Source organism: Pedobacter panaciterrae, from assembly GCF_013204795.1.
Lineage (GTDB): Bacteria > Bacteroidota > Bacteroidia > Sphingobacteriales > Sphingobacteriaceae > Pedobacter > Pedobacter panaciterrae.
In genome coordinates this window covers 156906-177403 of the sequence record NZ_JABMKW010000016.1, presented here as the reverse complement: position 1 = coordinate 177403, position 20498 = coordinate 156906, and the positions used below count along the sequence as shown (strand labels likewise).

The window sequence follows — 20498 nt, the reverse complement described above, 5'->3', positions numbered from 1 at the left end:
AATTGAGATGTTTAAACTGAACTTAAAAATCGCCTTACGAAACCTTTGGAAATATAAAGGATACACCTTCATAAATATCGCAGGGTTATCTATCGGACTGGCCGCATGTCTGCTTATTTTTATCTTTTTAAGATACCAGCTGAGCTTTGACAAGGGATATGAAAATAACGACCGGATCTACCGGGTCGTATCCTCCTGGACCTATCCGGGCGAAAATGAATTTTATAGTAAAGGAGTGCCGCGACCACTCGCAGCGGCAGTGCGTAACGACTTTCCTCAGGCAGAGCAGGTTGCTGCTGTTCAGGAATCAGGAGGGATCATCAAGGTGGCGGCCACCACCACCAGACCTGAAGTCAAAGAAGCATCAAACGTTTATTATATTGAACCCCAGTTCTTCGATATCATTAAGATCAAGTGGCTTGAAGGAGAGCCACGCAAGGCGCTGTCAGTCCCGAACACCGTTACCCTGTCAAAAAAAACGGCTGATAAATATTTTGGAAAATGGCAGGATGCCGTTGGCAAGAACATCAGGTTCTCAAACAGGTTAGACCTCAAAGTCACCGGCGTTTTTGAAGATTTTCCGGATAACAGCAGTTTCCCTTTCAATGTAGTCATTTCCTACCTGACCTACAAAGACGAAAGCCTGAATAGCTGGCAATCTGTAAGCTCCAGTTCCGAATGCTATGTACTGTTAAAAAAAGGTGCCGACGCATCAGCGCTTAAAGCTCCTGTATTGAAACTTATCGATAAATACTATGAAAAAGGAAGCGTAGGCAAGGAGCACCACTATTTTCAGCCCTTAAGTGATATCCACTATAACGAAAAATTCAGCAACTTTAATAATAAAGTCATGCCAGAGGGTCAGATCATCGGTTTGATCGTTATTGGTTCATTTTTATTGCTCACTGCCTGTATCAATTTTATTAACCTGGCCACCGCCCAAGCCGTAAGCAGATCTAAGGAAGTTGGTATCCGCAAGGTAATGGGAAGCAGGCGGAAACAATTGGTGTGGCAGTTTTTAAGCGAAACTGCACTGATCACCGTCATTGCATTGCTTATTGCAAGTGTGCTTACAGAATTAGCCCTTCCGGGAATGAGAAACCTGTTCAGTGGGGATATTTCTTTTAGCCTCTTTGGGCATCCCGTAATATTCGTCTTCATGACACTGTTGGTTTTGGTAGTGAGTTTCCTGGCTGGCTTTTATCCCGCAATGATCGTGTCAGGTTTCAGTCCTGCGCTGGCGATAAAAAATAAGATCAGCGCCGCAAACGCAGGAGCAATCGGACTCAGAAGGGCGCTCGTGGTTATTCAATTTGCCATCACATCCGTACTGATCGTAGGCACTCTGGTAGTGATCAATCAAATGAGTTACATGAGGGCCAAATCTTTAGGATTTGACACCAACGCCATTGCCCTGGTGGATGTACCATCCGATAGTCTGAGCCAACTAAAATTCAACACCTTAAAGGAGAAAATACTTCATATCAATGGCGTGAAAGCAGTCAGTTTTAGCAATGCAGCCCCTTCATCCAACAACAACAACACCTCCAGCTTTAAATACAACAGTACCAAAGATGAAAACTTCCAGCTGAGCGTGAAATCAACAGACCGTGACTACATCAACACCTTTTCATTGAAACTGATCGCAGGGAGAACCCTGTCTAAAACAGACACCCTTAAAGAAACCATTGTCAATGAAACCCTGCTAAAAAAACTCAACATCAGCAACCCCAATGAAATCCTTGGGAAATTTATAGAAACTCAAGGCCGTAAGATGCCGGTTGTTGGTGTGGTTAAAGATTTTAACAATTTTTCTCTGCATGATAAAATAGAGCCTACAGCATTGTTCTCCTACAAGGGAGTCTACAATCTTATGGCCGTGAAAATGGAACCAGGCCAGCTTCTTCAGGCCATGAAAGCCATTGAAAGCGATTGGAACGGGACATTTCCTGATTATGTGTACAACTCCAGCTTTATGGACGATCAGATCAGCTCATTTTATGAGACGGAGCGGGTTATGAGCGTACTTTTTAAAGTATTTGCAGGGGTGGTTATCTTCATCTCCTTCATAGGCCTGTTTGGATTGATCTCCTTCATCGCTACACAGCGGACCAAAGAAATAGCCATCCGAAAAGTACTTGGAGCATCCACTGCAGAACTCATCAGGATGCTGAACAGTTCATTCCTCTGGATGGTGCTGATCGCCAACCTCATCGCCTGGCCAGTTTCTTATATATTTGTTTCCAAGTGGCTTCAAGGTTTTGAATACAGAGCACCACTCAGTGTTTGGCCCTTTATGATCGCCATGCTGCTTTCCATTGTCATTACCCTGATCACTGTAAGCCTTAGATCCTATAAAGCTGCCAGTACCAACCCAATTGATGCCTTGAAATACGAATAGAATTAAAACATAAAAACATAATCTCATGATAGAATTAAAAAATATAGAGAAATATTACGCTAACAAAGGGGTAAAAAGTTACATCCTTCGTCACGTAACTACAAGTATAAAACAAGGTGAATTTGTTTCCATAATGGGACCATCTGGCGCAGGAAAATCAACGCTGCTTAATATATTGGGAATGCTGGAGGAACCTACCTACGGACAGTATGAGTTTATGGGCGAAGATGTAGTTTCACTAAACGAGCGTAAGCGTATAGAGCTATACCGTAACCATATTGGTTTTGTATTTCAGGCTTATCATCTTATTGATGAGATGACGGTAGCGGAAAATATTGAAGCGCCATTATTGTATAAAAAAGTTCCGGGCTCTGAGCGTAAAAGTCGGGTAGCTGATATTCTGGACAGATTTAATATGGTGGCCAAGAGTGATCTTTTCCCTAATCAATTATCGGGAGGCCAGCAGCAATTAGTCGGTATTGCGCGCGCTTTGGTGGCACAACCATCTATAATTTTAGCTGATGAGCCTACCGGGAACCTGCAATCTACTCAGGCTTTACAGATTATGGATCTGTTTAAAAAGCTAAATGAAGAGGAGGGAATTACCATTGTTCAGGTTACCCATTCTGAAGTTAATGCTGCGTATGGAAGTCGTATTCTACATTTATTGGATGGGGTTATTAAGGAAGACGTTGTGGTTCAACAAACTGTTTAAAGAATAGCGCCTGGACATGTTTAAACTAAATCTTAAAATTGCTTTTCGGAATTTACTAAAGCACAAGACTGCTTCGCTGATCAATATCAGCGGGCTCGCCATTGGTCTTGCAGCAAGCCTATTGTTGTTGCTGTATGTGCAATACCAGTGGAGTTATGATAAGCAATTTGGGAATAGTGAAAACACTTATCACCTGATGGTTAATTTTTACGGTACCGATAAGAGCATTACCGGAACCACGCCACAGGTTTCCAATGTGCTTCCATTGGTGCTAAAAGAAGAAAGCCCAGAAATAGAAAACATTAGCAGGGTGTTATGGGCCAGCAGAAGATTAGTGGCTAATGGGCAGAATTCTTTTAAGGTAGAAGGACGCTATGCTGATCCTGATCTGTTGCGAATATTTAAGTTTGACTATCTAAGCGGTAATCCGGAGAAAGCCTTTGACGATCCGAACTCCATTGTGCTTACAGAAACCATTGCAAAACGGTTATTCGGAACTGTGGATGTACTCAATAAGACTGTTCGATTTGAAAACCAGGCCAACCTGAAGGTTACTGCGGTAATAAGGGATCTTCCGCCAAATTTTACCTATGGATTTGAATGTCTGACATCCTGGAAACTTTATGAGAACCTGAACGGATGGCCAGCCGAATCTAACTGGGGCAATTATTCTTTCTTTACGTTGCTTACACTAAAGAATGGGACCGAGCCTAATGCATTCAACCAAAAAATAAAAAACACCATTGCCAGAAATACCGGAACAAAAACTCTTGAAGCAGCCCCCTTTGTATATCCCCTCGAAAAATACCATCTGTATGGCCATTTTACTAATGGTATAGCCGATGGCGGCCAGATCGAACAAGTACGCATTTTCATTATACTTGCCTTGGGTATTCTTGCAATAGCCTGCATCAATTTTATGAACCTCTCTACTGCCAGATCTCAAAAACGTGCTAAAGAAGTGGGTATCAGAAAAACAATTGGTGCCAGCCGCACATCATTAATAATGCAGTTCCTGCTCGAATCATTTATCCTAACCATAGTTAGTGTGGTACTATCAATAGTCTTGGTTGAACTATTCCTGCCAGCATTCAATGGCCTGCTGAATACCAAACTGCAGATCAGTTATGACCATCCCGGAAACTGGCTGGCAGTGACCGGCCTGATTCTGTTTACCGGTCTGATTGCTGGTAGTTACCCAGCATTTTTCCTTTCTTCATTTAACCCGGTTCAGGCTTTAAAGAAGACCATAGCATTTAAAAGCAATTTTAGTCTCAGCTTTAGGCAGGTGCTCGTTATCATCCAGTTCGGCTTTGCAATTGTTCTAATCGTGGCAACACTCATCCTTTATCAGCAATTACAATATTTAAAGAACAGACCTCTGGGATATGATAGCAATGCACTGATCGAAATGCCTCATGAAGGCAACTTATATCCTAAATTTGACTTGTTCAAGGACAGATTGCTCAACTCAGGGGCAGTAACGGCGGTAACGCAGTCATCAGGAAGCATCGCCTTTCAAAATTCAAATACCAGCGGGCTTGAATGGCATGGCATGAGAGATGGAGATAAGAAAATTTCATTTGACCTTATTCAGACCACTTATGATTTCCTGAAAACGAATAACATCAGATTAATTGCCGGACGCGATTTTAGTAAAGGCCGTGCCTCAGACTCGTCGGCACTGATGCTCAGTGAAACTGCTGTAAAACAAATGGGGTTTAAAGAACCCCTTGGTCAGCAAGTTCTTTTCAACGGTAAACAAAGACCGGTGGTGGGCGTATTTGCCGATGTACTGTGGGATGAACCTACCAGAACGCTGCACCCAATGGCCATCGTATTCAATGCTGAAAACAGTGATGTAATCACGATGCGGTTAAACACTACAAGGAATGTACGGGAAAGCATTGATCAGATCACAAAGATCACAAAAGAATTAAATCCTGATTTCCCTGTAGAAATCAAATTTGTTGATAGCCTGGTTGCCGAGAAATTTGAACATGAACAAATGCTGTCTATAATATCGAACCTCTTTGCAGGCCTTTCTATATTTGTTTCCTGTCTTGGCTTATTTGGGCTGTCGGCCTTTAGTGCCGAGCAACGCACAAAAGAGATTGGCATACGTAAAGTATTGGGCGCAACCATTACTGGTATCATTACCCTGTTGTCAGTAAGCTTTGTTAAAACAGTTATGATAGCTATGGTGTTGGCCATGCCAATTGGGTATCTGATTATGAATAATTGGCTGATGCAGTTTGATTACCACATTTCAATTGGCCCTGCCGTATTCATTCTTACCGGAGTATCGAGCATTTTGATTGCGTTGTTTACTGTGAGTTGGCAGGCTTATCGTGCTGCAAAGTCAAATCCTGTGGATGCATTGAAATATGAATAAGTCATTTTGTCGCCGTCTCGTCCTCGACGATTGCTTTAAATTACGCATAATGCAACTATCTTTGCATCATGCAACGCAGTTTTACCGATCAGCTGAACAGAGAAATTTTAATCAATTATCCGCCAAAGCGGATCGTCTCTTTAGTGCCTTCTCAGACAGAACTGTTGTTCGAGCTTGGGCTTGATCAGGAAATCATCGGACTTACTAAATTTTGCATTCATCCCATTGAAAAGTTTGCAGAGCGTACCAAAATAGGAGGGACTAAGAAACTAAATATCCAGCTAATAAGGGATTTAAATCCCGACCTCATCATCGGTAATAAAGAAGAGAATGAGCAATCGCAGATCGAAGAACTGATGGAGGATTATCCTGTTTGGATGAGCGATATTTATACGCTGGAAGATGCAAAGAAGAGCATTGCCCAAATAGGTGAACTGGTTGACAGGCAACCAGAGGCCTCCTATTTAAATCACCTGATCAGTGCAGGCTTTAATGATCTTCAAACCTTGGCCGTTCAAAACGGAATCAATAAAAAAGTGGCTTACCTGATCTGGAAAAAACCATATATGTTGGCTGGCAGAGATACCTTTATAGATAATATATTGGCATTAAATGGCCTTAGCAATGTAATTAAAGAGAAGCGGTATCCTGAAATTAAACTAAATGAACTGGCTAAATTAAAGCCCGATCTTATATTTTTATCCTCAGAGCCCTATCCCTTCAAAGAAGCACACCTTGAAGAAATCAGGGCTGTAGTACCTGAGGCTAAAGTAATGCTGGTTGATGGAGAAATGTTCTCCTGGTATGGTAGCCGACTGGTTAAAGCAGTTCAGTATCTGTTTCAGCTTCAAAAGCAACTTTATTAACCGGCCGGCTGGGTTGAATTATTTATCTTTAACAGTTGTTCTTACTTCAACAAGGTAACCTCAACTCTTCTGTTTTTTAAACGTCCTTCTTTAGTTTTGTTATCTGCAATAGGCTGTGTATCACCTAAACCTGAAGTTTGAATTCTATCTCCGTTAATACCTAAACTAACCAGGTAAGTTTTAACAGATACTGCACGTTTTTCTGATAACCACTGATTGTATTTTGCGGTCCCAGTTTTATCCGAATGTCCTTCGATAAGAATTTGACGGTTGGCGTCCTTATGTTTTAAAACTTTAGCAACATCAGCAATACTCTTTTTTGAACCTTCATTTAAATACGAAGAGTTGGTAGGGAACAATATCTCTGAACTAAATGTGAATTTAATTCCGGCATCAGTACGCTCTACCTGACTTTCAGGAAGATCTTTCTTAATGTTGTCTAGCTCAGTATCACCCGTTGGTTTCTCTACCGCAGAAGGAGGAGCTTGAATAACTTTTTTAACGGTTTTACACGAGAGTGTTACGCTAACTAAAAGCGCCAAAAATAAGATGGTTTTCTTTGTCATTTGTGTGGTTTGTATATAAAGTTTGTGTTAATTCAATTTGCTGTTTGTTATTTCAATTCATCAATTGCGCTGTCAGTATAGCTCAAAGCAGCCTGGTCTCCCTGTTTTTGCTTTTTAAGTTGCAGCAGGAAGTTAGTAACATATTTATTGTAGCCATAGCTTTTGTATTTCAATCCGATGGCTTTAACAAGATCAACTCCCTTTTTTAGCTCATTAATGTCGCTAACCTTGCCTAATATGTTTACATAAGCAGGAATCATCTCTATCTGTTCCTGAGCAGACATTGCTGTAAATTTCTCGGTAATGAAAGGTAATTCTTTCTCTGAACCAAATTTTGAATAAACAAATGCAATTGCTTGTGTAAGTGATGCTTTGTTGTCTTTCTCAAGCGCTCTAGCGACAGTTAGGGCTTCTTCAGGTTGTTGTAAAGCAAGAGCCATTAATGATGATCCCTGAACGGCATACGATTTACTTTCAAGCCCTTTTTTGAACAATGCTAAATCAGCAGCATTTTTATTGCCTCCTATAATGGAAATTGCCTGTGCCTGTACAAGGGTATTCGGATCAGAAGTGGCAAGTTTTTGAATTGCAGGCATTGCTGTTTTAAAAAGTTCTGAATCATCTGCCGCAATTGAATCTATTGCCTGCATTCTTAACGTATAATACTTGTCGTTTAATGCCGAAAGTAAAACCTTTGCACCTTCTGCATCTTTTTTGTTTTTTCCAGCGGCTTCTATCGCTTCAAGTCTGTCCATAAATAAAGGAGCGTGTGCATATTGAAATGCAAACTCGGCTAAGGATTTATGGTCGTCTTTTTCAGCTAATAAAACTTTATCGGCATCAACATTCACAAGGTCGGGCTTAGTTGCACTGGCAAATGTAAAAGTCTGTACTGCATCTTTAAATGTTACCTGATAACGCTTTTTATTGGCCCCGGTATACACATCTATGGCCATAGGTAAGGTAAAAGGATCTCCCGCCTGAGTTTGTTTAAGTGTTACTTTTTGAGTTTTCGCGCTTTCATCCCATGCATAGTCTATACTTATTTTCGGATGACCGGCATTAAAATACCATTGGTTAAAGAACCAGTTCATGTCCTGTCCACTAGCTTCCTCCATGGCCAGGCGTAATTGATGAGCTTCACCATTTTTAAAAGCGTTTTGTTTCAGATAGATATTTAAGCCTTTAAAGAAAACCTTATCGCCCAAATAGTTGCGCATCATGTTTAAAATGCGACCGCCTTTTTGGTAAGATACCGCATCAAAAACCTCTTCTTTATCGGCATAATGAAAGCGTACCAGGTTCTTTAAAGCTTCTTTTTTAGAACCTAGATACTGGCTCATGTCTTCATAATTGTGCGCATCGGCAGCATCTTTTCCATACTTATGTTCTGCCCATAAATATTCGCTATAGTTGGCAAAAGATTCATTTACAGTTAAGTTGCTCCAACTTTCAGCCGTAACATAATCGCCAAACCATTGATGGAACAATTCGTGCGCGATAGTGCTTTCTGCCTGTCCGAAATTTTCATCAAGCATTTCTCTTGGTGTGCGTTGTACGTAAGCACCGTGTAAGGTGGCAGTGGTATTTTCCATTGCACCGCTTACGTAATCACGAACTACAATCTGGCTATATTTATTCCAGGGATAGTCAACACCAAGTGTTTTAGAATAGAAGTCTATCATTTCTGGGGTAAGCCCAAAAATTTGTTTGGCATAAGGCGCGTAAGCAGGTTCCAGATAATAGTTTACTTCTTTACTGTTCCATTTATCACGATAGATTTTGAAATCGCCAACTGCCATCATAAATAGATAAGGAGAATGTGGCAGATCCATTTTCCAGGTATCTGTACGGGTTCCATTGGCATTTTTTAGCTGACTTACCAGTTTTCCGTTTGATAAGGTTACGTATTTAGCCGGCACAGTAATGCTAATTTCGGCTGTAGTTTTTTGATTTGGTTTATCTATAGTGGGGAACCAAGCAGAAGACGCTTCTGTTTCGCCCTGCGTCCAGATCTGTACCGGCTTCCCTTTAACCGCACTGTCTGGATTAATAAAATAAAGACCTTTTGCATCTGTTATGGCAGCGCTGCCCTTTACTTTTAATTCATCAGGTTTTGCTGTATAATCAATAAAAATGGTGTAGGCTTCGCCTGGTAAGAATTTCTTTCCCAGCTGTATTTTTAGCTGCTCTTCATCGTAAGTGTATTTTAACGTTTGCAGGTTTTTCCCATTTACTAATGCAATAGTTCTGATATCCATGCCCTGAGCATCTAGGGTTAGCGAATCTGTTGGGTAGGCGTAAGGCTTTAATGTTACCCACTCTTTACCAATTAGATGGCGTTTTGAGTAGTCGAACTTTACATCTAATTTTGTGTGCACTAATGCATTTATTTTTGTAGATGATGCATGGTAAGGGGCCTGAGCCCAAACACCGATGGAAGTTAACATGAGTGCCAGTCCAACCCTGGCCGATTTGCAAAATAAGTTCTTCATTAAAGTTAATTAAAGCGCCCAAGTTACGTATTCGTAGTAATAAAGAAAAGTAACAGTGTTGTGTGCGTATTTTTTGTTTAATTTTATGAACATAATCTCAATATTAAATTTTAGGTAAAACAATTTTGGCTATGAAAACAACATTTAAAAACAGCCTGATCGCACTTGTCATTATGTTCCCTATTTTTGCTCAGGCTCAAAAAAACAATACATTACAAAAAATGGCAATAACTTATCCGGAAACAAAGAAAGAAAACATAAAAGACACCTATTTTGGAACTGTAGTAGAAGATCCGTACCGTTGGCTGGAAGATGATCGTGCAGAGGATACCAAAGCATGGGTAAAAGCAGAAAATGCAGTAACCCAAAAGTACCTGGCCCAAATTCCTTTCAGAAAAGTCATAAAAGAACGATTAACAAAGTTGATGAATTACGAAAAGTATTCTCAGCCATTTAAAGAAGGCGATTATACTTATTTCTATAAAAACACGGGTTTGCAAAACCAAAGCCTTCTGTATCGTCAAAAGGAAGGCGGAGAGCCTGAAGTATTTCTGGATCCAAATACGTTTTCTAAAGATGCAACCACCTCATTGGCCGACATCAGTTTTTCTAAAGATGGAAGTTTGGTAGCATATCAGCTTTCGGCAGGAGGTTCAGACTGGACCAGCGTTGTTGTGATGCACGCAGCCGATAAGTCAATTATTGGCGATACACTTATTGACGTAAAATTCTCTGGTATAGCCTGGCAAGGCAATACCGGCTTCTATTACAGCAGCTACGATAAACCTAAAGAGGGAAGCCAGCTATCAGGGTTAACAGAACAACATAAATTGTTTTTCCATAAACTGGGAACGCCGCAAAAAGACGATCAGCTGGTATTTGGAGGTGCAAAAACTCCACGCAGGTATATTGGTGCAGGCTTAACAGAAGATGAACGCTATTTGATTATCTCTGCTGCTAATTCTACATCAGGTAATGAGTTGTACATAAAGGATCTTTCTGTGGCCAATTCTGCCATTATCCCTGTGGTCGATAATTTTGAACAAAACCATAGCATCATTGATAATATTGGCAGCAAGTTGTACATATATACAAACCTTGACGCGCCAAATGGACGCATCGTTACTGTGGATGCTGCCGATCCCAAACCTGCAAACTGGAAAGACCTGATCAAAGAAACAGAAAATGTATTAAGCCCATCAACCGGTGGAGGTAAGCTATTTGCTAATTACATTAAGGATGCAGTTTCGATGGTATTGCAGTATGGTATGGACGGTAAACTGGAACACGAAATTAAGTTGCCCGGGATAGGTACATCTGTTGGCTTTGGCAGTAAAAAGAAGGAGCTAGAGCTATTTTATACCTTTACGTCCTATGTTTATCCAACTACAATTTTTAAATATTCGGTAACTACAGGCCAATCGGAAGTCTATAAAAAGCCGGGTATCGATTTCGATCCATCAAAATACGAGTCTAAACAGATATTTTATACTTCTAAAGACGGCACTAAGGTGCCAATGATCATTACCTATAAAAAAGGACTAGTGCTAAATGGCAAAAATCCTACTGTGTTATATGGTTACGGAGGTTTTAATATTAGTTTAACTCCTGCGTTTAGTACTTCTGTAGTTGTTTTACTGGAGCAGGGAGGTGTTTATGCAGTCCCTAATCTGCGTGGTGGTGGCGAGTATGGCGAAAAATGGCATCTTGCAGGAACTAAACTCCAAAAGCAAAATGTATTTGACGACTTTATTGCTGCGGCGGAGTATTTGATTTCAACTAAGTATACTTCTAAAGATTACCTGGCAATAATGGGTGGTTCAAATGGCGGGTTGTTGGTTGGAGCTACCATGGCGCAGCGACCAGAGCTGTTTAAGGTAGCATTTCCGGCCGTTGGGGTAATGGATATGTTGCGCTACCATAAATTTACGGCAGGAGCAGGCTGGAGCTATGATTATGGGACGTCGGAAGATTCAAAAGAGATGTTTGAGTATTTACATAAGTATTCGCCCGTGCATGCTTTAAAAGCAGGAGGTAAATATCCCGCAACATTGGTTACTACTGCCGATCATGACGACAGGGTTGTACCGGCGCACTCTTTTAAGTTTGCGGCAACCTTGCAGGAGCGGCAGGGAGGTGATGCACCGGTGCTGATCAGTATACAGACCAACGCCGGGCATGGTGCCGGTAAACCGACAGATAAAGCTATTGAAGAGATTGCCGACAAATGGGCCTTTCTATTCTACAATATGGGCTTGGGATATAGGTAACTGAAACAAGAGATGCACCCACAACTCCTGGGTTTCTCGGATGGTAAGAGGGGTGGGGCAATAAAAGAATGTCACGTCCTGATAAGCAATGTCGCCTCCTGCTCTGGCTATACAGGAGGTGATTAGTTAGTACTAAGCGTCATTCTAATACGCTCGTCATCTCGACGACAGCATGTGCTATAGCACGATTTCAGGATAACGAGTATGTCTTCATGGCTTTTTGATCGAAAACTAGCGACGACTCTACCGGAAAACAGTTAAATGAAAAAATATTTTAATTTTTTTTTATTCATGAAATTTATTGATGCATTAAAAATTTCAAATGTATTTTGCTGGTTATCAGAAGGGTGAAATTTTGATGGTGAGTAAGTAATGAGAATAGGGCAGAGGGGTATTAAATATTTATTGAAAATATTTTGAAAAGGGTTTTGAGAATTGAAAACTATCTCTATCTTTGCAGTCCTAAAACAATCCTAACTGCGGAAGTGGCGTAATTGGTAGCCGCACCAGACTTAGGATCTGGCGCTTCACGGCGTGGGGGTTCGAGTCCCTTCTTCCGCACACAAAAGTTCCCCCGCAACACGGGGGAATTTTTATATAAAGACGGTTATAAAAATATTGATTCAGAAAGATGAACATTACACAGGAAAAAATTAACGACTTAAACGCAGTTGTAAAAATTAAAATTGCACCTGAAGATTATACTGAAAAGGTTGATAAGACTATAAAAGAACAAGCTAAAAAAGCAAACCTTCCTGGGTTCCGTAAAGGAATGGTTCCTCCTGCTCACATCAAAAAAATGTATGGCAGAAGTATTCTTGTAGAAGAAATCAACAATCTGTTAAGCGAAACTTTAAACAAACACTTAACTGATAATAAAGTAGAAATTCTTGGTCAGCCTTTGCCTGTGATGGATGATTCTAAAGAATTCAAATGGGATTATACAGACGAGTTTGAATTTGATTATGAATTAGGATTAGCACCTGCTATTGATTTAAACCTTTCTTCTAAAGACAAGTTTACTCAATATGTTGTTAAAGCTGACGAAGAAACTTTAGCTGCGCGTATCAAAAACATCCGCAAAAGCTATGGCAAAATGACAAACCCTGAAGTTTCGGCAGAAGAAGACGTACTTTATGCCGAATTAGCACAACTTTCTGCCGATGGTTCAGTTTTTGAAGGTGGCATTACACAAACAGGATCTATTCGTTTAGATCAGGTTACTGATAAAAAGATTTTAAAATCTTTAATTGGTTTAAAAAAGGATGATGTAGTTACGCTTGACGTTCAAAAAGCTTTTGATAAAAATGAGGTTATAATAGCCAAATTATTAAACATCAGCGAGGAAGATGCCAAAGACCTACAATCAAAATTCCAGGCAACGGTTAAAAATGTAAACCGTTTAGAGGAAGCTGATTTAAATCAAGAGTTCTTTGATAAATTATTTGGTGCAGGTGAAGTAACTGATGAGGCTGGTTTTACTGCCAGAATTACAGAAGAAATCGAAAGCATGTTTAAGCAAGATGCAGATCGTAAATTACAAAACGATATGTATACTAAACTTACTGACAGTGTTAAAATTGATTTGCCAGATGAGTTTTTACGTAAATGGTTAAAAGCTACTAACGAAAAACTAACTGACGAAGAATTAGCTGAAGGTTATGATGATTTCGCTAAAAACTTGAAATGGACTTTAATCGAAAACAAATTGATTAAAGACAATAACATCGAGATTAAATATGAAGATGTTTTCCAAACAGCAAAACAACGTTTAGACGCACAATTTAGAATGTACAGTCCAGCTCCGATGCCGGAAGATCAATTGGCTCAGTATACTGCTACTTTCCTTAAAGAGAAAGACAACGCTAACCGTATTTTTGATGAAGTAAAAGCGATTAAAGTTTTCGAACACATTCAATCAGTTGCTACTTTAGACCAAAAAGAAATAGCTTATAATAAATTTATAGAATTAAAATAAGAAAGGCTGGTAACAGCAAACACAATTAATTTTATAGTTTTAAGAATAAGGCGGCTTTATTAAGGCCGCCTTATTTATATAAAAGATATTCAAATTTTACAATGCCACAATAAATTACCAATTTAGTTTAGCTACTTTGGTGACAAATATTAGAAAATAAGAACTTCTGAAACCTCCTGAGGAAGCTCCATAACAGATAAAAGAAAAATAGGAACTTATGAAAATAGATAAAGACGAGTTTAGAAAATATGCAGTTAAACATCACCGTATAAACGGTTTAAATGTTGATCGTTTTATTGGAGCAACAAACAACTCTCCAAAAAGCATGACACCTTATATCATTGAAGAACGCCAGCTTAATGTAGCGCAAATGGACGTTTTCTCTCGTTTGATGATGGATAGGATTATCTTTTTAGGTGATGCTATTTATGACGGAAATGCAAACATTATACAAGCTCAATTGTTGTTTTTACAGTCGACAGATAACAATAGAGACATTCAAATTTATATCAATTCACCAGGTGGTTCAGTTTATGCCGGTTTAGGTATATACGACACCATGCAGTACATCACTCCTGATGTGGCTACAATTTGTACCGGTATGGCGGCTTCAATGGGAGCGGTTTTATTGGTAGCAGGAGCTAAAGGAAAACGTGCTGCATTACCTCACTCACGTGTAATGATTCACCAACCTTCTGGTGGTGCTCAGGGTGTGGCTTCAGATATGGAGATCAACCTTAGGGAGATGCTAAAATTAAAAAAGGAATTGTACGATATCATTTCTAATCATTCCGGACAATCTTATGAGTGGGTAGAAAAAGCTTCAGACCGTGATTACTGGATGAAAGCTGAGGAGGCGAAAGGTTTTGGAATGATTGATGAAGTACTGGTTGCCAGTAGTAAGAAAGATTAAAAATGGCTAAACAAAATAAAGAATCGCGTTGCTCTTTTTGTGGCTCAGGTAAGCAGGATACTTTAATGCTTATCGAAGGGCTTGATGCATACATTTGTGATAAATGTGTTGCTCAGGCGAATCAGCTTCTGGTACAGGAGCTGGGCAGCAAAAAAGGTAAAGCTTTAGATCCTTCGATCACCTTGTTAAAACCACAGGAAATTAAAGCGCATATTGATCAGTATGTTATTGGTCAGGATGATGCTAAAAAAGTACTTTCTGTGGCAGTGTATAACCACTATAAAAGGTTGAGTCAGAAGATTGATAAAGCTGACGAGATTGAGATTGAAAAATCCAACATCATGCTGGTAGGCGAAACAGGAACAGGTAAAACTTTACTGGCTAAAACCATTGCAAAGATATTGCATGTGCCTTTTTGTATATGCGATGCAACGGTGCTTACCGAAGCAGGTTATGTAGGAGAGGATGTTGAAAGCATATTAACACGTTTATTGCAGGCGGCTGATTATGATGTGGCTTCGGCAGAACGTGGTATCGTTTATATCGATGAGGTTGACAAGGTGGCACGTAAAAGTGATAACCCTTCAATCACCAGAGATGTATCGGGAGAAGGTGTACAACAGGCCTTGTTGAAGATCTTAGAAGGTACTGTAGTAAACGTTCCGCCTCAGGGTGGTCGTAAGCACCCTGATCAGAAGATGATCCCTGTGAACACGAATAACATCTTGTTTATTTGCGGGGGTGCATTTGATGGTATTGAACGTAAAATAGCGAACAGATTGCGTACACAGGCTGTAGGTTACAAAGTTAAAAAGGACGACGAAGAGTTGGATCTTAAAAACCTGTACAAGTATATCACTCCTCAGGATTTAAAATCATTTGGATTAATACCAGAGCTTATTGGTCGTGTGCCGGTTTTAACGCACCTTAACCCATTAGATAAGCAGGCTTTACGCAACATTCTTACTGAGCCTAAGAACTCATTGTTGCGTCAGTATGTGAAACTATTCGAATATGAGAATGTAAAGCTTGTATTTGAAGATGAGGTTTTAGATTTCATTGTTGATAAGGCAATGGAATATAAACTTGGTGCAAGGGGCTTACGCTCTATTTGCGAAGCGATTATGCTTGATGCGATGTTTGAAATACCATCGGACGCGAGTGTCCAGGAATTGAGTATTTCACTCGACTATGCCGTGGAGAAATTTGAGAAGGCCGACTTTAAAAAGTTAAAAGCTGCTTAGAAATTTAAATCCCCGGTTTTACCGGGGATTTTTTTTTAATATATTGGTTAAGGTTGTAGGCACGCCAAGCCGTCATCTCGACGATAGGAGAGATGACGAAGAAGTAGCCGAAGACTACAAGATTTAGGATGACGGGCTCATACTTAAGTGGATAACAGAAGTTTAGCATACACCTCAAAAAAAGAATAATAAAGAAAGGATAAATATATGAACGAAGAAAAAGACGTAAAAAAAGATGAAAAAGCAGTAGCGAAAGCAAAAAAAACTAAAGAAATTGAATCTCCTGTAAAAGGTGGTTTAAAATCTAAATCAGAGATTGTTAAGAACTGGTTGCCAAGATATACCGGCAGACCATTAGAAGAATTTGGACAATACATCTTGCTAACAAATTTTAGTAAATATGTGCAAATGTTCTCTGAGTGGAACGGCAATGCACCTATTTTAGGATTAGATAAGCCGATGCAAAGCGTAACTGCAAATGGAATTACCATTATCAATTTTGGTATGGGAAGCCCGATGGCGGCTACTATGATGGATCTGCTAACCGCAATTTCTCCTAAAGCAGTTTTGTTTTTAGGCAAATGCGGAGGGTTAAAGAAGAAAAACCAATTGGGCGATTTGATTTTGCCTATAGCAGCGATAAGAGGCGAGGGGACATCAAATGATTACCTGCCTGCAGAAGTACCGGCATTACCTGCCTTCGCTTTGCAGAAAGCGATATCAACAACAATAAGAGATCACTCGAGAGATTATTGGACAGGAACTTGCTATACCACCAACCGCAGGGTTTGGGAGCACGACAAGAACTTTAAGAAATACCTGAAAGGCTTACGTGCAATGGCAGTAGATATGGAAACCGCAACTATTTTTACCACTGGATTTGCCAATAAAATACCTACCGGAGCTTTACTGCTGGTTTCTGATCAGCCAATGATTCCGGAAGGCGTAAAAACTGCCGAAAGCGATAGCAGTGTAACCACTAATTATGTGGAAACTCATTTAAGAATAGGGGTAGATTCGTTAATGCAACTAATTAATAACGGACTTACTGTTAAGCACCTTCATTTTTAGTCACCATCAGTACTTTTGGGGGAATCGAATTCAATCAGCGTTCCGCCAAAGTGGCTAACTTCAGCCCAGTCATCTGTAGGAAATTCTATCATAACAATTCCACAGGTAGGGATATTATAGATACTTGCATCACTTAAGTAGTTTGCAAAATCTGTAAATCCCGGGTTGTGCCCAAATATGGCTACTCTGTCATATTTATTATTCAGCTTGTTTACAACCTTTAAAAGGGTGTTCACATCAGCTTCATAAATAGCAGTTTCTTCTTTGATTTGATCAGGAGATTTGTGCCATACTTGCGAAAAATGTTTGGCGGTAGTAATTGCTCTTAAAGCAGGGCTGCTTACCAATAATTGCGGAACAAGGTTTTTTTGAAGTATCCTTGACGCCATTTCTGGTGCATTTCTGTGTCCCCTTGGATTTAATGGCCTGTCGAAATCTGAAAGATGGGAATTGGCCCAATCTGATTTACCGTGTCTTACTAATAGCAATTGCTTCATATAAGCGTTCTTATGAGTTTATAAAACTAACAATCTTATCGGTATGAATGTTTTTCATACATTTAAAATGTCCTAAGGGACATCTCTCTAAACCAAACTTTGAACACGGTCTACACGCCAGGTCTTCTCCAACAATTAATGATTGTGATATTTTATAAGGATGTACCCCTAGCAAATCAGGTGTGGTGCCGCCCCATACAGACGCTAATGGCTTGTCAAAAGCTTCTGAAATATGCGTCAGTCCGGTATCAAATCCAATTACCTTATGGGCTTTAGAGATCAGAAAAACAGATTGATCCAGGTTTGTAATCCCACAGGTACTGAATACATTATCGCCAGTAGCTTCCTTAATTATATCGGCATTCTCTTTTACATCATTCCCCCCCAATAAAACAACAGGAAGATCTATTTTATTACATATTTCTATGATCTTATCATTAGGCAGCCTTTTGGTAAAATGAGTGGCTCCAATAACAAAGGCAACGAACTTTTGCTGATGAGATGGAGGTAAAAATTCTGATAAATGATATTCTTTAGAGATATAATAATCAATAGGCTTGTCATCATTTTTTACACCAAGAAACTTCACGGTTTCAAGATATCTGTCTACCAGATGTTTTCCAGAAATGAGTTTATTCCATTTGAATTTTAATGCCAGCCATTTACTTATTCTATCTTTTTTATAAGTAGAAGAGGGTAGTCCGGTTTTGAATTTGATAATAGAAGTACGCAGGTTATTGTGCAGGTCTATAATCAGGTCAAAATTCTCAGCTTTAATATCCTTAATGGTATCAGATAACCTTGGTTTAAGCGTATGAAGTTTAGTTAAATAGGGGTTATTCTGGTAAATGTATTTGAATGCGGGTTTGGTAAGGAAATGTATTTCGCAATCAGGTAATTGTTCTTTGAGGCATCTCACTACCGGGGTTGTGTAAATGATATCCCCCATGGAACTAAACCTTATTACAATAATCTTTTTAGGTGTTTTCAAATCAATAATTTCTTATTGTGAACCTTTTATTTTTTCTATAATACTTGTTGATGAATAACCCGGCAAGAAGTTAAGTACTTTAACCTCACCTCCATTGGCAATTGTTTCTTTTGCGCCCACAATATTATCGAGGTTGTAATCTCCACCTTTAACCAATACATCAGGTTGAACTGCGTTGATTAAATCAAGGGGAGTATCTTCACTAAAAAGGACAACAGCATCAACAAAAAACATAGATGCAATAAGTTGTGTGCGACTAAACTCATTATTTATTGGCCTGTTCTCGCCTTTAAGTTGGCATACAGAATTGTCGGTATTTAAACCAACAACAAGTATGTCTCCCAGATCTGCAGCTTCGCCAAGGTAGGCGATATGGCCAGGGTGTATGATGTCAAAACAGCCATTTGTAAATACGATCTTTTTACCTTCAGCCTTCCACTTACGGGCCTTATCAATTAGCGTATCTCTGGATACTATTTTTTGTACAAGAGTCTGTTTTGAATCTTTTGCCATAATTAATATGATTGATCTACTGCGGTGCAAAGAATGTGCCCAATCAGGATGTGCATTTCCTGTATTCTGGCAGTATTGTCTTCAGGGATTACAATATTTATATCGCAAAGTTCATTCATCTGGCCACCGTCTCTGCCAGAGAGACCTAGTGTTTTACAACCAATTTCTTTTGCTGCTTTTAAGGCGTTTATAATGTTTGCGCTGTTGCCGCTTGTAGATATCGCAATAAATAGATCTGAAGGATTGGCTAGCGCGTGCAACTGACGCTCGAATACGCTATGGTAACCATAATCATTGCTTATTGCGGTTAGTGCCGAAGTATCAACCGTAAGTGCAATTGCAGGTAGTGCCTTGCGCTCTTTAACAAACCTACCGGTAAGTTCTGCGGCAATATGCTGTGCATCGGCAGCGCTTCCCCCATTTCCGGCCAACAGTACTTTAGCACCCGAAAGCAAGGTATCTGTAATTAGTTTACAGCTGCTCTCTATTTGAGGTACAAGGTTCGAAATGACTTTCTCAATGGTTGCCTTATGATGATTTAATTCGTCTAATACCATGAATGTTAATTGGTTTTTAAAGATGCAATGATTTCTTCAATGCTGGTAGTTGCACTGCCAATATGTTTAATCACAATTGATGCCGCGTAATTAGAGATAGTTGCCGCTTCTTCAACACTAAAGTCTAGTGATAGGCAATACGCTAAAGTGGCTATTACGGTATCTCCGGCGCCGGTTACATCGTAAACTTCGGTAGCGGCAACAGGTATGATTTTATAATCTTCTTTAGTAATAATAGCAATTCCTGCTTCTGAAAGTGTTACAATCAGATAGGTTGCCTTGGTGGAGTCCAGAATAACGTGAGCAGCTTTAATTAAATCCTCATCAGAATTGATTTTTTCTGCTTTGGCAGCTTCTGCCAGTTCCTTCTTGTTCGGTTTAATAAGAAAAGCACCTTCATATTTACTATAATCCATTCCTTTTGGATCTACAAGGGTTTTTTTACCAAGCGATTGGCAGTAACCAATGATTTTTAAGGATAGGGTTGGAGTAAGTAATCCTTTATTGTAATCTGAAAGGACTACAATATCTGCTTTTTCTATATAGGGGGTAATGAAAGCAAAAAAAGATTCTTCCAGTTCAGCAGAGATGTTGTGGATATCCTCTTTGTCTATTCTAACAATTTGATGATTTCCGGCAATAACCCGGGTTTTTACGGTAGTTACCCTGCTGTCATCTTTTAAAATCAATCGATTATCTATGCCTTTTGTTGTTAATATCTCTATTACGTCGGCCGCAAACAGATCATTACCAACAATTCCGGCAAGATGAACTTTAGCCCCAAGATCAATCAAGTTGCTGGCTACGTTTGCCGCACCACCAATAATTTTTGATTCTCTATGTGCATTTAGGATTGGTACTGGTGCTTCTGGTGATAATCTGGTGGCCGACCCGAAGATGTAGTGATCTAACATGAGATCGCCTATAACTAATATATCCGGAGCGGGATTATTGTGATGTGCATTATGTAGTTTTTCTTTTAGCATGCTCTATTATAGGTCAAAGGTAAGCATAATGGCTTTTATA

General features: G+C 39.6%; 16 protein-coding genes and 1 tRNA gene. 10 read left to right on the top strand and 7 right to left on the bottom strand.

Translation table 11 applies throughout. The features are described from left to right. Positions 1-7: 7 nt before the first annotated feature. The 4 genes from HQN86_RS08735 (at position 8) to HQN86_RS08720 (ending at position 6377) form a co-directional block, all read left to right on the top strand. On the top strand, positions 8-2401 hold the full coding sequence (locus HQN86_RS08735; protein WP_172660622.1) for an ABC transporter permease: 2394 nt from the start codon (positions 8-10) through the stop codon (positions 2399-2401). 25 nt (positions 2402-2426) lie between these two features. Then, positions 2427-3116 (top strand): ABC transporter ATP-binding protein, encoded by a 690-nt coding sequence (locus HQN86_RS08730; RefSeq protein WP_172660621.1) that lies wholly within the window; start codon positions 2427-2429, stop codon positions 3114-3116. A 16-nt stretch (positions 3117-3132) separates the two neighbouring features. Beyond that, positions 3133-5511, top strand: a complete 2379-nt coding sequence (locus HQN86_RS08725) for an ABC transporter permease (RefSeq protein WP_172660620.1) — start codon at positions 3133-3135, stop codon at positions 5509-5511. A gap of 68 nt (positions 5512-5579) precedes the next feature. Continuing rightward, a complete protein-coding gene (locus tag HQN86_RS08720; protein WP_172660619.1) occupies positions 5580-6377 on the top strand; it encodes an ABC transporter substrate-binding protein in 798 nt (265 codons plus the stop codon). 41 nt (positions 6378-6418) lie between these two features. On the opposite strand, the gene HQN86_RS08715 is transcribed toward HQN86_RS08720, so the two are convergent. Together HQN86_RS08715 and HQN86_RS08710 are read right to left on the bottom strand one after the other, a co-directional pair. After that, a complete protein-coding gene (locus tag HQN86_RS08715) occupies positions 6419-6943 on the bottom strand; it encodes an OmpA family protein (protein WP_172660618.1) in 525 nt (174 codons plus the stop codon). A 47-nt stretch (positions 6944-6990) separates the two neighbouring features. Then, positions 6991-9438 carry a M1 family metallopeptidase gene (locus HQN86_RS08710; protein WP_172660617.1) on the bottom strand — a complete coding sequence of 816 codons (2448 nt, stop codon included), beginning with the start codon at positions 9436-9438 and terminating at the stop codon, positions 6991-6993. A 131-nt stretch (positions 9439-9569) separates the two neighbouring features. Between HQN86_RS08710 and HQN86_RS08705 the strand changes: the two genes are divergently transcribed. From HQN86_RS08705 to HQN86_RS08680, 6 genes are all read left to right on the top strand, one after another. After that, entirely contained in the window at positions 9570-11708 is a 2139-nt protein-coding gene (locus HQN86_RS08705; protein ID WP_172660616.1) for a prolyl oligopeptidase family serine peptidase, read from the top strand. A 479-nt stretch (positions 11709-12187) separates the two neighbouring features. Next, positions 12188-12269: transfer RNA gene (locus HQN86_RS08700), tRNA-Leu, on the top strand. A 70-nt stretch (positions 12270-12339) separates the two neighbouring features. Then, positions 12340-13686 (top strand): trigger factor, encoded by a 1347-nt coding sequence (tig, locus tag HQN86_RS08695; protein ID WP_172660615.1) that lies wholly within the window; start codon positions 12340-12342, stop codon positions 13684-13686. 217 nt (positions 13687-13903) lie between these two features. Next, positions 13904-14599, top strand: a complete 696-nt coding sequence (clpP, locus tag HQN86_RS08690) for an ATP-dependent Clp endopeptidase proteolytic subunit ClpP (RefSeq protein WP_068890234.1) — start codon at positions 13904-13906, stop codon at positions 14597-14599. 2 nt (positions 14600-14601) lie between these two features. Beyond that, on the top strand, positions 14602-15843 hold the full coding sequence (gene clpX, locus HQN86_RS08685; protein ID WP_172660614.1) for an ATP-dependent Clp protease ATP-binding subunit ClpX: 1242 nt from the start codon (positions 14602-14604) through the stop codon (positions 15841-15843). 207 nt (positions 15844-16050) lie between these two features. After that, on the top strand, positions 16051-16914 hold the full coding sequence (locus HQN86_RS08680; protein ID WP_172660613.1) for an AMP nucleosidase: 864 nt from the start codon (positions 16051-16053) through the stop codon (positions 16912-16914). On the opposite strand, the gene HQN86_RS08675 is transcribed toward HQN86_RS08680, so the two are convergent. From HQN86_RS08675 to rfaE1, 5 genes are read right to left on the bottom strand one after another with little or no spacing between them, the layout of a single operon-like run. After that, positions 16911-17411, bottom strand: a complete 501-nt coding sequence (locus HQN86_RS08675; RefSeq protein ID WP_172660612.1) for a SixA phosphatase family protein — start codon at positions 17409-17411, stop codon at positions 16911-16913. The two genes, HQN86_RS08680 and HQN86_RS08675, sit on opposite strands and share 4 nt — an antisense overlap. A gap of 10 nt (positions 17412-17421) precedes the next feature. Further along, the gene (locus tag HQN86_RS08670; protein WP_246269520.1) at positions 17422-18402 is read right to left on the bottom strand and encodes a glycosyltransferase family 9 protein; all 981 of its coding nucleotides are present in this window, start codon (positions 18400-18402) and stop codon (positions 17422-17424) included. Between the two features lie 12 nt (positions 18403-18414). Then, positions 18415-18915 (bottom strand): D-glycero-beta-D-manno-heptose 1-phosphate adenylyltransferase, encoded by a 501-nt coding sequence (gene rfaE2, locus HQN86_RS08665; RefSeq protein WP_172660611.1) that lies wholly within the window; start codon positions 18913-18915, stop codon positions 18415-18417. A gap of 2 nt (positions 18916-18917) precedes the next feature. Further along, a complete protein-coding gene (gmhA, locus tag HQN86_RS08660; protein WP_172660610.1) occupies positions 18918-19472 on the bottom strand; it encodes a D-sedoheptulose 7-phosphate isomerase in 555 nt (184 codons plus the stop codon). Between the two features lie 5 nt (positions 19473-19477). Beyond that, a complete protein-coding gene (gene rfaE1 / locus HQN86_RS08655; RefSeq protein ID WP_172660609.1) occupies positions 19478-20458 on the bottom strand; it encodes a D-glycero-beta-D-manno-heptose-7-phosphate kinase in 981 nt (326 codons plus the stop codon). Positions 20459-20498 lie beyond the last annotated feature (40 nt).

Coding starts and splice junctions, on each gene's coding strand:
- HQN86_RS08735 (WP_172660622.1), top strand. CDS start 8: ATGTTTAAACTGAACTTAAAAATCGCCTTACGAAACCTTTGGAAATAT.
- HQN86_RS08730 (WP_172660621.1), top strand. CDS start 2,427: ATGATAGAATTAAAAAATATAGAGAAATATTACGCTAACAAAGGGGTA.
- HQN86_RS08725 (WP_172660620.1), top strand. CDS start 3,133: ATGTTTAAACTAAATCTTAAAATTGCTTTTCGGAATTTACTAAAGCAC.
- HQN86_RS08720 (WP_172660619.1), top strand. CDS start 5,580: ATGCAACGCAGTTTTACCGATCAGCTGAACAGAGAAATTTTAATCAAT.
- HQN86_RS08715 (WP_172660618.1), bottom strand. CDS start 6,943: ATGACAAAGAAAACCATCTTATTTTTGGCGCTTTTAGTTAGCGTAACA.
- HQN86_RS08710 (WP_172660617.1), bottom strand. CDS start 9,438: ATGAAGAACTTATTTTGCAAATCGGCCAGGGTTGGACTGGCACTCATG.
- HQN86_RS08705 (WP_172660616.1), top strand. CDS start 9,570: ATGAAAACAACATTTAAAAACAGCCTGATCGCACTTGTCATTATGTTC.
- tig (WP_172660615.1), top strand. CDS start 12,340: ATGAACATTACACAGGAAAAAATTAACGACTTAAACGCAGTTGTAAAA.
- clpP (WP_068890234.1), top strand. CDS start 13,904: ATGAAAATAGATAAAGACGAGTTTAGAAAATATGCAGTTAAACATCAC.
- clpX (WP_172660614.1), top strand. CDS start 14,602: ATGGCTAAACAAAATAAAGAATCGCGTTGCTCTTTTTGTGGCTCAGGT.
- HQN86_RS08680 (WP_172660613.1), top strand. CDS start 16,051: ATGAACGAAGAAAAAGACGTAAAAAAAGATGAAAAAGCAGTAGCGAAA.
- HQN86_RS08675 (WP_172660612.1), bottom strand. CDS start 17,411: ATGAAGCAATTGCTATTAGTAAGACACGGTAAATCAGATTGGGCCAAT.
- rfaE2 (WP_172660611.1), bottom strand. CDS start 18,915: ATGGCAAAAGATTCAAAACAGACTCTTGTACAAAAAATAGTATCCAGA.
- gmhA (WP_172660610.1), bottom strand. CDS start 19,472: ATGGTATTAGACGAATTAAATCATCATAAGGCAACCATTGAGAAAGTC.
- rfaE1 (WP_172660609.1), bottom strand. CDS start 20,458: ATGCTAAAAGAAAAACTACATAATGCACATCACAATAATCCCGCTCCG.